This is a genomic window from Pseudomonas sp. MNR3A (assembly GCF_009650575.1).
In the GTDB taxonomy this organism is placed as follows: Bacteria; Pseudomonadota; Gammaproteobacteria; order Pseudomonadales; family Pseudomonadaceae; genus Aquipseudomonas; species Aquipseudomonas machongensis.
Genome location: NZ_VZZS01000028.1, coordinates 33,542 through 47,201, shown reverse-complemented (window position 1 = coordinate 47,201; position 13,660 = coordinate 33,542). Strand labels below are relative to the sequence as shown.

Below are 13,660 nucleotides of genomic sequence, written 5' to 3'. Positions count from 1 at the left end.
ATAATGGCGCGTCAGGAGAATCATCCCGCCATGCCCGAGCTACTCAAGCAACGCGTCGAAACCTGTTACCAGCAAGCCGAAACCTTCTTCAAACGCCCCTTCCCGCGCCCGGAAGTCAGCTTCAAGCTGCGCGGCCAGAAGGCCGGTGTCGCTCATCTGCACGAGAACCTGCTGCGCTTCAACCTGCAGCTGTACCGCGAGAACCAGGATGACTTCCTGCGCCAGACCGTGGCCCATGAAGTCGCCCACCTGATCGCCCATCAACTGTTCGGTGACCGCATCCAGGCCCATGGCGAGGAGTGGCAATTGATCATGCGCGGGGTCTACGAACTGCCGCCCAACCGCTGCCACAACTATGAGGTGCAGCGCCGCGTGGCAACTCGCTATATCTACCGCTGCCCCTGCGCAGACAGCGACTTTGCGTTCAGCGCCCAGCGGCACAAGCTGGTGCGCCAGGGGCGACGCTATCTGTGCCGGCGCTGCCGGGAGATCCTGGTGTACAGCGGCGAGACACGCGTCGAATAGACACTACTACCACCTGTGACCTCGATAGACGAGGATGTCAGAGGATCAGATACGCGGTCGTGAAGTGTTCAACACCAATCAGTTCGATTTCGAAATCTGGCGCGAGACCGCCGCGGACATTACCCGACAGCAGCCCGTGCTCGAAACGCAGTTGGCCTTTTTCGGTAAAAGGAGCATCACCAATAAAGGTGAAGCCGACAAGGCCAGAGGACGCTGCCAATCCACGCAGATCAATGCGATCCCCCATTGCACCATTGAAGTCGGTGATGATATCCCGTCGATTGCCGAGGCCCATGTCAGCCAACTTTGAAAACACGAAGAGATCGGCACCTCGACCACCGCTCAGCACATCGGCACCTGGCCCACCCTCGAGCAGGTCATTCCCCTCACCTGCGAGCAGGGCGTCATTACCACTGTCGCCGATAAGCACATCGGCGCCGTCACCTCCGAACAGTAGGTCACCGCCCTCGCCCCCATTCAGCACGTCACTACCTGGACCACCGAACAGGATGTCATCTCCATTGCCTCCTTCCAGTACATCGTGACCGCCACGGCCCCTGATCACATCATCGCTGTATAGGCCAACCAGATGATCACTGTGGTCATCACCTTCGAGCCGCAACCCGTTACTTGCTTTTCCATCACTGGGCTTGAGCATTACCTGAACTCCCTGAACCGTATGAAATGAATGCATCGCGACAAGGTCGTGCTTTTGCAATACCCTCGCGGCACACTCGAATCTATCGATAGTCAGCTATCAGCGTCAGGTAATTATCTAGATACACGTGGTAACAAGTGTCCGCTCAAGGGTTGAGCGAAAGCATGAAAAAAGGCGACCCGAAGGTCGCCTCTTTCACCTCACTACAACCGCTATCAGCGAGTAGCCGGGCCTTCAGCAACGCCCAGGTCGTCGGTCGGACGGGTTTCAACCAGCGGTGCACCGCCGGAAGCCAGTTCCGATTGCAGCTTGTCGGTGTCCAGCTCCTTCACCCACTTGGCCACGACCACGGTGGCAACGGCGTTGCCGATCAGGTTGGTCAGGGCACGGGCTTCGGACATGAAGCGGTCGATACCCAGGATCAGCGCCAGGCCGGCAACCGGCAGGTGGCCAACGGCGGACAGGGTGGCGGCCAGGACGATGAAGCCCGAACCGGTAACGCCAGCAGCACCCTTGGACGCAACCAGCAGCACCAGCAGCAGGGTGATCTGGTGAGTGATGTCCATGGTGGTGTCGGTGGCTTGGGCGATGAACACCGCAGCCATGGTCAGGTAGATCGAGGTGCCGTCCAGGTTGAACGAGTAGCCGGTCGGAATCACCAGGCCAACCACGGATTTCTTCGCGCCCAGGCGCTCCATCTTGGTCAGCATGCGTGGCAGGGCCGATTCCGAGGAGGAAGTACCCAGTACGATCAGCAGTTCTTCACGGATGTAGCGGATCAGCTTGAGGACGCTGAAGCCGTGGGCGCGGCAGATACCGCCGAGGACGATCAGGATGAACGCCAGGCAGGTGATGTAGAAGCAGGCCATCAGGTAGCCCAGCTGCACCAGCGAACCCACGCCGTACTGGCCGATGGTGAAGGCCATGGCACCGAAGGCACCGACCGGCGCCAGCTTCATGATCATGTTGATGATGTTGAACATGACATGGGCGAAGCGGTCGATCAGCTCGAGCACTGGCTTGCCGTAGCTGCCCAGGCGGTGCAGGGCGAAGCCGAACAGCACCGAGAACATCAGCACCTGGAGGATGTCGCCGTTGGCGAAGGCGCCGACCACGGTGTTAGGGATGACGTTGAGCAGGAAGCCGACGGTGGTCTGCTGTGCACCGGCGGCGGCGTAGGCTGCGACGCTGCTGGCGTTCAGGGTGCTGACGTCGACGTGCATGCCAGCGCCAGGCTGAACCACGTTGACGACGACCAGACCGATGATCAGGGCGATGGTGGAGACGATCTCGAAGTACAGGAGTGCATAGCCGCCGGTCTTGCCGACCGACTTCATGCTCTGCATGCCGGCGATGCCGCTGACCACAGTACAGAAGATGATCGGGGCGATGACCATCTTGATCAGTTTGACGAAGCCGTCACCCAGGGGTTTGAGGGCGACACCGGTTTCGGGGTAGTAGTGGCCGAGCAGAATGCCGATGGTGATTGCAACGATCACCTGGACATACAGGGACTTGTACAGCGGCTGACGTTTCGTCATGGCTTAATTATCCTCAAGTGTGCCGTTTCACCCTTCCCAGGGCGAGGCACCTAAAGCGCGAACCCTCCTGCACCTGGAGGGATTTGTCGTTGTGTTCGAGCTGCCTGAGCAGGCCTCTGCCAGATCTGTAGCAAGGGTGATGCCAAAATGCCCGAATCAGGTGCAAGGCCCGTGTTTTCGGGAAATTTCTGCCCAAGGACAGGGCGAATCGACAGGGATGGATTGGCGGATTTCCGCCCGGTGGCGAGATTCGTACAAGGACGATGGCGGGAATCCGCCCGATACGAGCAAATGCTTGGGGCTTCGCGGGCAAGCCCCCAAGGGTTGGATTCATCGGCTATCCAGGAGCGGGCTTGCCCGCGATGAGGCCCCCGCCCGCAAGATCACTCCAGGTTGAACACGATCCTGAATGCCGCCCCGCCCAGGGGCGAATCATCCAGCGTAAGCCGGGCATCGAAGCTGTCGATGATGTCCTTGACCACCGCAAGCCCGATCCCCTGCCCCGGATGCTGCCTGTCCAGGCGCTCGCCGCGCTGCAGAATGCGCATGCGCTGGCCGGGCGGCACACCGGGGCCGTCATCTTCGACACACAAGACCTGCTGCCCAGGCAACTGCTCCAGGCTTATCCGCACCTGCCCCAGGCATAGGCGGTAGGCGTTCTCCAGCAAGTTGCCGAGCAATTCGAGCAGGGCGCCCTCCTCGATCGGTACCCACGCCTGTTCGGGAATGCTCAAGGTCACGGTCACACGCTTGTCGCGATAGACCTTGTCCAGCGTGTTGCACAGGCTGTCGAGCACCGGCGCAAGGCGCACCTTGTGCCGCACCAGGCCACTCTTGCGCAGGCTGGCACGTTGCAGCTGGTAGTCGATCTGCTGGCTCATGCGCTCGATCTGGCTTTGCAGTACCCGCGCCTGTTCGCGCTCGTCGCTGCGCTGGCCCATGCTTTCGCCAACCCCCTGCAGTACTGCCAGCGGAGTCTTGAGGCTGTGCGCCAGGTCATCCAGCGAGTCGCGATAACGCTGACGTTGCTCGCGCTCGCTGTGCAGCAGGCGGTTCAACGAGCCGGTCAAACGCAGCAGCTCGCGTGGATGCTCACGGCTCAGCCCTTCACGGGCGCCGCTTTCCACCTCGTCCAGCTCTCGACTCAGGCGACGCAACGACCGCAGCCCCCAGGTCAGGCCGGCCCAGAGCAGCACCATCAATGCCAGCAAGGCCGCACCAAAGCCCAAGTAGAGCTTCTCGCGCAGGCCATCGAGGGTGTGCTGGTACTCGCGCACAGGTTGCAGCGCGACGATGCTGAACGCCGCACTCTTGCCGCCGAGCAGCTTGACCTCGACGTCATAGACGAAGAACTCGTCGCCGTCGTCCTGGCGGATTCGCGCGAATTCGTTGCCGCGCCCGTCATAGCGGGGTTGATAGTTGATGTGCTTGTCGGCGGTGGCGCGTGAACGCCAGACCAACCGGCCGTCACGGTCGAAGATGTAGCCGAGCAACCCCATGCTGGGCAGGTTGTAGCGCTCGTCGGGCAGCAGCTCGGGCATCTGCAGATGCCCATGCTCGATGCGCGCCGCCGAGATCATGGTGGTGACATCCGAGGCCAGGCGCTGCTCGATCGACTCCTGCAGGGCCAGGCTGAAGGCCTTCTGCAGCGCCGGCAACAGCGCCAGCATGAACAGCAGGGCCAGCAGCGCTGCGGCCAGCATCAGGCGCAGGCGCAGCGAGCGGATCATCGGCAGCGCTCGGTGAACAGGTAGCCCAGGCCGCGCACGGTGTCGATGGGTTTGAAGCCGTTGTCGCCCTCGAGCTTGCGGCGCAGGCGGCCGACCAATACTTCGATGACGTTGGGATCGCGCTCCTCGTCGTCCGGGTAGAGCTGCTCCATCAGACGGTCCTTGGCCACCACCTGCTGGTGATGACGCATGAGGTATTCGAGAATCCGGTATTCATAGGCGGTGAGCGCCAGGGGCTGCTCGTCCAGCGTTGCCTGTTTGCGATTGAGGTCCAGCACCAGCGGGCCTGCAGCGATGGTCGACTGGGTAAAGCCGCTGGAACGACGCAGCAACGCGTTCAGGCGCGCCTCCAGCTCTTCGAACTGGAAAGGCTTGACCACATAGTCGTCGGCACCGGCGGCCAGGCCTTCGACCTTATCCTGCCAGTTGCCGCGGGCGGTGAGAATCAGAATGGGGAAGGTCTTGTCCTGGCTGCGCAGCTGGCGGATCAGGTCCAGCCCGCTCATGCCCGGCAAGCCCAGGTCGATCACGGCGAGGTCATGGTTGTACTGCTCGGCCTGGTAAAGCGCCTCTTCGGCATCGCCCACCGCCTGCACCACATGCCCGGTCTCGCCAAGACGCGTATACAGGTGATGGCGCAGCAGCGCCTCGTCCTCGACCACCAGCAATTTCATGCCGCATCTCCTTTGTCTATATCTCCCGGACCGCCGAGCGATCAGGGCCGGCACAGCATAACAGCGAACCGGCACGGGAAACCCCTGCCGGTTCGATGAGCCTCGACCTTAGAACTTGTAGCTGGCGGCGAGGTAGGTCTGGGCGCTGCTCTTCAGGCGCAGGGTGCCATCCTTCGGGCCACCGTGCGAAGACAGTTCGGTGGCGGCATTGCTGGTCAGGTAACGGTAGCCCAGTTCCACCGAGGTATTGTCGGTGACCTGTTGCAGAACACCGGCCTGCAGGCCGAGTGCGTAGCCATAGTCGGTGTCGCGGCTATAACCGGAGGAAGTCTGGGTCAGCTTGGTGACGCCCACGCTGCCACCGCCGAACAGCTTGGTGGTGTCGGTGATCGGCAGGAACACATCGTAGCTGCCAAGCAGATTTTCCTGACGCAGCTTGACGCCGCTGTGATCGCCGGAAACGTTGTCGTAGGTCAGGTAGTAGCGGCCTTGATCGTTGATCTGGCCGACACGCAGGCCCCAGGTGCTGTCCTTGCCGATGATGCCGTCGGCGTTGAAGTTGTCGGTGTTGCGTTGCAGCAGGCCGGACTTGCGGACCTTGTCGCTGGTCTGGCCGTAGGTCAGGCTGGCGAAGGTGTCGTCGGCCTGGGCGGTGGCGGTAACGCCAGCTGCGCAAACAGCCATGGCGACCATCAGGGTGTTGAGTGCTTTCATGCTTTGTTACTCCAGTAGGTGCGCTGTTTCGGTCTGGGGGCTAGAGTAAGCAGGGCGCCCTGAACCGCTCCTGAACCCCGGCTGAACCTTGGCTGAACGAACCCGATACGGCTGCATCTTTCCTGGAGACCCCCTCATGCGTTCACTGCTTGCCCTGGCCCTGATGTGCAGCGCCGCCTTCGCCCAGGCGGCGGTACAGACCCGCGAGATCCGCTACCAGGACGCCGACGGCACTGCGCTGATCGGCTACTACGCCTACGACGACGCCATCGAGGGCAAGCGCCCCGGTGTGGTCGTGGTGCATGAATGGTGGGGGCTGAACGACTACGCCAAGCGCCGCGCCCGCGACCTCGCGGCGCTGGGCTACAACGCGCTGGCCATCGACATGTATGGCGACGGCAAGCACACCGAGCACCCGCAGGACGCCCAGGCGTTCATGGCGGCAGCGCTCAAGGATCCAGCAGCAGCGGCGCGACGCTTCGACGCCGGGCTCGAACTGCTCAAGCTGCAACCCAACACCAACAAGCACCAGTTGGGCGCCGTCGGCTACTGCTTCGGCGGCAAGGTAGTGCTCGACGCTGCACGCCGGGGCGAGAAGCTCGATGGCGTGGTGAGCTTCCACGGCGCGCTGGTCACCCAGACACCGGCCAAACCGGACGTGGTCAGGGCGAAGATCCTGGTCGAGCATGGCGAGGCCGACAGCATGGTCACGGCCGAACAGGTCGAAGCCTTCAAGAAAGAAATGAAGGATGCCGGAGCAGACATGCAGTTCGTTGGCATTCCCGGGGCCAAGCATGGCTTTACCAACCCGGATGCGGACCGCTTGAGCCATGGCGCGCATGGCGGGCCGGACATCGGCTATGACAAGGCGGCAGATGAAAGCTCCTGGAAGGACATGCAGGCGTTCTTCAAGCAGGCGTTCAAGTAGGGGCCCAAGCCCCTACGAATTCTTTGCGCACCTGCAGGAGCGGGCTTGCCCGCGAAAGGGCCGGAACTGGCACAATACCGCCCATGGACAGACTCCCCACCTGCTGCACCCCACTCCAGCACCACTGGCCTCTACCCCAGCCCCTCCCCGGCGCGGTGCTGGTCAGTTGCGCCTTCGACCCCAAGCGCCTGGCCGCCGACGACTTCCAGCGCGCCGGCATCGCGCAGAGCCCCAGCCTGCAGCGCTCGGTGGCCAAGCGTCAGGCCGAGTACCTGGCCGGCCGAGTCTGTGCCCGCGCGGCACTGCAACGCCTGGATGGCCGCGACTATGTTCCGGACAGCCACGAAGACCGCTCACCGGTCTGGCCCGCCGGCATCCGAGGTTCGATCACCCATGGCCAGGGCTGGGCCGCTGCCGTGGTCGCCCATGAAGGCGCCTGCCAGGGCATCGGCCTGGATCAGGAAAGCCTGCTCGACGACGAGCGCGCCGAGCGCCTGGCGGGCGAGATTCTCACCGCCGACGAGTTGCAGCGCCTGGACCGTTCAAGGATTGGCCTCGGTGTGACGCTGACCTTCTCGCTCAAGGAAAGCCTGTTCAAGGCCCTCTACCCCCTGACCCTCAAGCGCTTCTACTTCGAACACGCTGAAGTGCTGGAGTGGGACGCCGCGGGCCACGCACGCCTGCGCCTGCTCACCGACCTGTCGAGCGAGTGGCACCACGGCCGCGAACTGGATGGCCAGTTCTGCCTGCAGGACGGCCACCTGCTCAGCCTGATCAGCGCCTGAGCCTCACCCCGGCGCCTGCTGTCGTGGCCAGTTCAGACTGAAGCAGGCGCCACCCAGCGCCTCGCTGCGCCCCACCTGCGCCCGTCCACCGTGCCAATAGATGATCCGCCGCACGATCGACAGGCCCAGGCCATGCCCTCCCGAGGCGCGGGTACGGCTGTCGTCCAGGCGCGTGAAGGGCGTGAAGATGCGGTCCCAGACGCCTTCGGGAATCCCCGGACCGTCGTCCTCGACCTCGATGCGGCAACGTTGCTGGCCGAGCTGAAAGCTCAGGCGCACCTCGGACTCGGCGTGGCGCATGGCATTGCTCACCAGGTTCTGCAGTGCTCGATGCAGGTAGCGCGGTTCGGCCTCGACCCAGGCCAACTGGTCTTCGCCCAGCTCACACGCCCCGCGAGTCACCCGCACATCCGCGCGTAGCGGCGCCAGTTCATCGATCACCCGATCGAGCAGGCTGTCCAGGTCGATCCGCTGGAACTTCAGGGCCGGCGCGCCCTGCTCCAGGCGCGCGTAGGTGAGCATCTCGTCGACCAGCCGGTCCAGGTCCTGGATATCGCTGTCCATGCCCGCCAGGTGTTTGCTCCGCGCCTGCTCGGTGCTGGCGCTCTCGATCATCTCCAGGCCGAAGCGCAGGCGCGCCACCGGCGTGCGCAATTCGTGGGACACCGCCCGCACCAGCTCACGCTGCATGCTCAGCGAACGCTGCAAATGCTCGGCCATGCCATTGAACGCCGCCGCCAGACGCCCGACCGAGTCTGCATCGCCCGCCGGCACGCGGGTTTCCAGGCTGCCCTGGGCGATGCGCGAGGCCGCCATCTCCAACCCCGAGACACGGCGCTCGAGCTGGCGCACCAGCAGGTACACCACCAACCCGATCAGGCACAGGCCGAGAAAGGCGATCAGGATCAACAATTGCGGTGGATAAGGGTTGAGCTGGTACAGCGGGCCGATTTCCAGCACCCATGGCGAGCCGGACAAACCGGCGAATACGCGGATCGAATCACCATCGCGCCCCAGCGCCATCACCGTGTCGCCTTCCTCTACCCGGCGCCGCTGATCGTCGTCCAGCCCTACCCGCTCGATCCGCTGCAGGGCGATGTCGAAGCCGAACCCCTTGCTCTGCCTGATCTGTGCCAACCGCTGCTGCTGCTCGGTCACCGGGTAGCGCACCAGTTCGTCAGCCAACAGATAAAGCGTGGCACGGGCCAACTGCTCGCTGACCTGCTTGACCTGCGCGACCAGCACAACATCCTCGTGCGCCACCTGGCGCAAGACCTTGGCCGCATGCGGGCCGGTCTTCTCCACCACCACCAGGCCACGCGCCAGGCGGCTGCGCTGCCCGGCATCGAGGGTCTGCATCGACAGCGGCGCCAGGTCCAGCGGCACCCCGAGCAAGCGTTCCCAGATCACCAGCGACCGCTTGCGCTCCACCTCGTTCTGCATCGCCAGGTTGTCTGCCATCAGGCTGAAGGTGCCTTGCGCCAGGCCCTCGCGGTGCTGGCCTGCGCGCACCTCGTTGACCAGGTGCAGGCTCAGCACGCCAAGCACCGCGACCAGCACCAGCACCGCGAGCATGCCGCCATAGATGCGCAGGAAGATCGAATTCATGGGGTAGCATCGCCGACGAACAGGTAACCCTTGCTGCGAAGGGTCTTGATCAGGCGCGGGTGGATGGGATCGTCACCGATCTTGGGGCGAATCTTGGAGATGCGCACATCGATGGAGCGATCCTGGCCGTCATAGCCCACCCCGCGCAGCGAGGTGGAGATCTGCTCGCGCGACAGCACCCGCCCGGCGTTGCTGGCCAGCAGCCAGAGCAGGTCGAACTCGGCACCGGTCAGGTCGATCGGCTGCTCGCCCAGCCAGGCCTCGCGCAGGCGGTTGTCGATGCGCAGCCCTCCAAAACTAAGGTCGTGCCCCTTGCCCTGCGGCGCATCGCTGCGGCGCAACAGCGCGTTGATGCGTGCCAGCAGCAGGCGCGGGCGCACCGGTTTGCAGATATAGTCGTCAGCCCCCAGGTCCAGCCCCTGGATCTGGTCGAGTTCATCGCTGCGCGCGGTGAGCATGAGGATGGGGTTGGGGAACTGCCCGCGCACCCGCCGGCAGATGCTCAGGCCATCCTCTCCGGGGAGCATCAGGTCGAGGATCACCAGATCAGGCTGGCTGTCGATGATGCGCCGCACCGCCCGCCCGCCATCGCCCTCCACCGCCACCTCGAAGCCATTGGCCTGCAGGTATTCGGCTGTGAGTTCGGCCAGGCGCTGGTCATCCTCGACGATCAGGATGCGGTTGTTGGGCTGGTCCATCGCCGGTCACCTCTTGTTCATGATTTTGGTGTCGGTGCGCTACGGTGGGTGCAGGCTTGCCCCACGATGGGGCTGCTGCCGCCCTTCACCAAAGGGCAACATATCCCCCGGATACTACGTCCCGCCCCAGGCACTGCCAACCACGCGAAAAATTCTGTCACAGGCCTGAAACCGGCAAAAACCTCTTGCGACAAGGCCTACAGCGAATACCCACCTTTCACACACAAAGTACTCACAAGTTATCCACAGCGGCTCGCCTTGCAAAGACCCCAATACCGCATTATCTTGTATCCCCATTGCAGCGAACCACTACATGTTGTGGCTTCGCCCCAAATCACAAACACAAGTCCAGGCAGAAACTCAAGCGTTTTTTCAGCCGGAACTTACGGTGATTTCAGCAGCCAAACCGCTCCTGCGGAGGCGCGACCGAGGCAAGCCCGTCAGGGCCTTGTTCGGGTATGGGTGTTGCAGGCATCGCCTGGCACCCGACAGCAACAGTTTTTGGGCGTGACCCAGAATCTTTGACTTCGGCCAGGGAGCGGCAAGTGATTGCCCCTTATTCCTGAGTCTGTCCCGAAGTCGGTGAGCCCGAGCGGGCGGATGCACGTGCGCGTGGCATCCCCCGCCTGGGCCGGTCGAACTGATGGATGGAACGGTGGGCGCCCACAAGGCGCCTGAACAATATAGAAACTGTGGAGACACCCATGCAAACCGACACAACTCGCGAGAACCCGCAGGCCAAGGCGCCGCAGGCCGCTGATTCGAACCAGGATCTGGCTGCGACCGCTCCGGGCCAACTGCGTGTGATCAAGCGCAACGGCACTGTCGTCCCCTACACCGACGACAAGATCACCGTTGCCATCACCAAGGCGTTCCTTGCAGTTGAAGGTGGCACCGCCGCCGCCTCGTCGCGCATCCACGACACCGTCGCGCGCCTGACCGAGCAGGTCACTGCCACGTTCAAGCGCCGCATGCCATCGGGTGGCACCATCCACATCGAAGAAATCCAGGACCAGGTCGAACTGGCCCTGATGCGCGCCGGCGAGCAGAAAGTCGCCCGTGACTACGTGATCTACCGCGACCAGCGCGCAAAAGAGCGCGCCACCCGCGCCCACACCGACGCCGTGGTCGAGCCGCACCCAAGCATCCGCATCACCCTGGCCGACGGCAGCCTGGCGCCGCTGGACATGGCACGCCTGAACACCATCATCAGCGAAGCCTGCGAAGGCCTGGCCGAAGTCGATGGCGACCTGATCCAGCGCGACACCCTGAAGAACCTCTACGACGGCGTGGCCATCAAGGACGTCAACACCGCCCTGGTGATGACCGCCCGTACCCTGGTCGAGCGCGAGCCGAACTACTCGTTCGTCACCGCCCGCCTGCTGATGGACACCCTGCGCGCCGAAGGCCTGGGCTTCCTGGGCGTGGCCGACAGCGCCACCCACCACGAAATGGCCGAGCTGTACGCCAAGGCCCTGCCGGCCTACGTCGAGAAAGGCGTCGAGTTCGAGCTGCTCGACCCAGCACTGAAGGGCTACGACCTGGAGCGCCTGGGCAAGGCCATCAATCACGAGCGTGACCAGCAGTTCACCTACCTGGGCCTGCAGACCCTCTACGACCGCTACTTCATTCACAAGGATGGCGTGCGCTTCGAGCTGCCGCAGGTGTTCTTCATGCGCGTCGCCATGGGCCTGGCGCTGCAGGAGAAAGACCGCGAAGCCCGTGCGATCGAGTTCTACAACCTGTTGTCGTCGTTCGACTACATGGCCTCGACCCCGACCCTGTTCAACGCCGGCACCCTGCGTCCGCAGCTGTCCAGCTGCTACCTGACCACCGTTCCGGACGACCTGTCGGGCATCTACAAGGCCATCCACGACAACGCCATGCTGTCCAAATTCGCTGGCGGCCTGGGCAACGACTGGACCCCGGTACGCGCCCTGGGCTCGTACATCAAGGGCACCAACGGCAAGTCGCAAGGCGTCGTGCCGTTCCTGAAAGTGGTCAACGACACCGCCGTTGCGGTCAACCAGGGCGGCAAGCGCAAGGGCGCGGTCTGCGCCTACCTGGAAACCTGGCACCTGGACATCGAGGAATTCCTCGAGCTGCGCAAGAACACCGGTGACGACCGTCGCCGTACCCACGACATGAACACCGCCAACTGGATCCCGGACCTGTTCATGAAGCGCGTCTTCGACGACGGCAAGTGGACCCTGTTCTCGCCAAGCGAAGTTCCTGATCTGCACGACCTGACCGGCAAGGCCTTCGAAGAGCGCTACGAGTACTACGAAGCCCTGACCGAGTACAACAAGATCAAGGTGTTCAAGACCATCCAGGCCAAAGACCTGTGGCGCAAGATGCTGTCGATGCTGTTCGAGACCGGCCACCCATGGCTGACCTTCAAGGACCCGTGCAACCTGCGTTCGCCGCAGCAGCACGTGGGCGTGGTCCACAGCTCGAACCTGTGCACCGAGATCACCCTGAACACCAACGCCGATGAAATCGCCGTGTGCAACCTGGGTTCGATCAACCTGCCGAACCACATCGTCGATGGCAAGCTGGACACCGCGAAACTGGCGCGTACCGTCAAGACCGCCGTGCGCATGCTCGACAACGTGATCGACATCAACTACTACTCGGTGCCGCAGGCACAGAACTCGAACTTCAAGCACCGCCCGGTCGGCCTGGGGATCATGGGCTTCCAGGACGCGCTGTACCTGCAGCACATCCCGTACGGCTCGGACGCTGCCGTCGAGTTCGCCGACAAGTCGATGGAAGCGGTCAGCTACTACGCCATCCAGGCCTCGTGCGACCTGGCCGATGAGCGCGGCTCCTACGAGACCTTCCAGGGTTCGCTGTGGTCCAAGGGCATCCTGCCGCTGGACTCGCAACAGATCCTGATCGAAGCCCGTGGCGCCAAGTACATCGACGTCAACCTGGAAGAGTCGCTGGACTGGGCTCCGGTCCGTGAGCGCGTACAGAAAGGCATCCGCAACTCGAACATCATGGCCATCGCGCCGACCGCAACCATCGCCAACATCACCGGCGTGTCGCAGTCGATCGAGCCGACGTACCAGAACCTGTACGTCAAATCGAACCTGTCGGGCGAGTTCACCGTGATCAACCCGTACCTGGTCCGCGACCTGAAGGCCCGTGGCCTGTGGGACTCGGTCATGATCAACGACCTGAAGTACTACGACGGTTCGGTGCAGCAGATCGAGCGTATCCCGCAAGAGCTGAAGGACCTGTACGCCACCGCGTTCGAAGTCGACACCAAGTGGATCGTCGATGCCGCCTCGCGTCGCCAGAAGTGGATCGACCAGGCCCAGTCGCTGAACCTGTACATCGCCGGCGCTTCGGGCAAGAAGCTGGACGTCACCTACCGCATGGCCTGGTACCGTGGTCTGAAGACCACCTACTACCTCCGTGCCCTGGCCGCGACCAGCACCGAGAAGTCGACCATCAACACCGGCAAGCTCAACGCCGTTTCCAGCGGCGGCGACAGCGCCCCGGTCCAGGCCGCGGGCCCAGCCCCGGTACCGAAGGCCTGCGCCATCGACGAGCCGGATTGCGAAGCCTGCCAGTAAGGCTTGGCTGAGGCTTCCCCCGGGAAGCCTCAACTTTCTGTGCCACAGCACAGCACCCTGTAGGAGCGGGTTTACCCGCGAAGAGGCTACCACCTCTCCTGCAGACAGACATAAAAGCCGCTGCCCAGTGCAGCGGCCAGCCCTCAAAGGGCGCTTCCGATTTGCGTGCACCGCACCGCAACCAAGATCCACCGGCCATACTCCATAGATGGCCC

General features: G+C 63.3%; 11 protein-coding genes. 4 read left to right on the top strand and 7 right to left on the bottom strand.

Annotated features, from left to right (window positions below; translation table 11 throughout):
• Positions 1 to 30: 30 nt before the first annotated feature.
• Positions 31 to 525 carry a SprT family zinc-dependent metalloprotease gene (locus tag F6X62_RS18720; RefSeq protein ID WP_054892911.1) on the top strand — a complete coding sequence of 165 codons (495 nt, stop codon included), beginning with the start codon at positions 31 to 33 and terminating at the stop codon, positions 523 to 525.
• A gap of 37 nt (positions 526 to 562) precedes the next feature.
• Here the strand turns inward: F6X62_RS18720 and F6X62_RS18715 are convergent, their stop codons facing one another.
• The 5 genes from F6X62_RS18715 to F6X62_RS18695 form a co-directional block, all read right to left on the bottom strand.
• Positions 563 to 1,183, bottom strand: coding sequence for a calcium-binding protein (locus F6X62_RS18715; RefSeq protein ID WP_178117569.1), 621 nt, complete (start codon positions 1,181 to 1,183; stop codon positions 563 to 565).
• Positions 1,184 to 1,398: 215 nt separating this feature from the next.
• Positions 1,399 to 2,724, bottom strand: a complete 1,326-nt coding sequence (locus tag F6X62_RS18710) for a dicarboxylate/amino acid:cation symporter (RefSeq protein ID WP_054892912.1) — start codon at positions 2,722 to 2,724, stop codon at positions 1,399 to 1,401.
• 383 nt (positions 2,725 to 3,107) lie between these two features.
• Positions 3,108 to 4,454 carry an ATP-binding protein gene (locus F6X62_RS18705; RefSeq protein WP_153774379.1) on the bottom strand — a complete coding sequence of 449 codons (1,347 nt, stop codon included), beginning with the start codon at positions 4,452 to 4,454 and terminating at the stop codon, positions 3,108 to 3,110.
• Positions 4,451 to 5,128 (bottom strand): response regulator, encoded by a 678-nt coding sequence (locus F6X62_RS18700; RefSeq protein ID WP_054892914.1) that lies wholly within the window; start codon positions 5,126 to 5,128, stop codon positions 4,451 to 4,453. Before F6X62_RS18700 ends, F6X62_RS18705 begins: the two co-directional genes overlap by 4 nt.
• 108 nt (positions 5,129 to 5,236) lie before the next feature.
• A complete protein-coding gene (locus F6X62_RS18695) occupies positions 5,237 to 5,842 on the bottom strand; it encodes an outer membrane protein (RefSeq protein WP_153774378.1) in 606 nt (201 codons plus the stop codon).
• Between the two features lie 136 nt (positions 5,843 to 5,978).
• Between F6X62_RS18695 and F6X62_RS18690 the strand changes: the two genes are divergently transcribed.
• Both F6X62_RS18690 and F6X62_RS18685 read left to right on the top strand, forming a co-directional pair.
• Positions 5,979 to 6,770: a dienelactone hydrolase family protein gene (locus F6X62_RS18690; RefSeq protein ID WP_153774377.1), complete on the top strand. Its 792-nt coding sequence runs from the start codon at positions 5,979 to 5,981 to the stop codon at positions 6,768 to 6,770.
• An 83-nt stretch (positions 6,771 to 6,853) separates the two neighbouring features.
• A complete protein-coding gene (locus tag F6X62_RS18685; protein WP_153774376.1) occupies positions 6,854 to 7,555 on the top strand; it encodes a 4'-phosphopantetheinyl transferase in 702 nt (233 codons plus the stop codon).
• Between the two features lie 3 nt (positions 7,556 to 7,558).
• Here the strand turns inward: F6X62_RS18685 and F6X62_RS18680 are convergent, their stop codons facing one another.
• Together F6X62_RS18680 and F6X62_RS18675 are read right to left on the bottom strand one after the other, a co-directional pair.
• Positions 7,559 to 9,163: an ATP-binding protein gene (locus tag F6X62_RS18680; RefSeq protein WP_063543563.1), complete on the bottom strand. Its 1,605-nt coding sequence runs from the start codon at positions 9,161 to 9,163 to the stop codon at positions 7,559 to 7,561.
• Positions 9,160 to 9,861: a response regulator transcription factor gene (locus tag F6X62_RS18675; RefSeq protein ID WP_054892919.1), complete on the bottom strand. Its 702-nt coding sequence runs from the start codon at positions 9,859 to 9,861 to the stop codon at positions 9,160 to 9,162. The genes F6X62_RS18680 and F6X62_RS18675 overlap by 4 nt, the downstream gene beginning before the upstream one ends.
• A gap of 704 nt (positions 9,862 to 10,565) precedes the next feature.
• Here F6X62_RS18675 and F6X62_RS18670 point away from each other — a divergent pair.
• Entirely contained in the window at positions 10,566 to 13,445 is a 2,880-nt protein-coding gene (locus tag F6X62_RS18670; protein ID WP_054892920.1) for a ribonucleoside-diphosphate reductase subunit alpha, read from the top strand.
• The last annotated feature ends 215 nt before the right edge of the window (positions 13,446 to 13,660 follow it).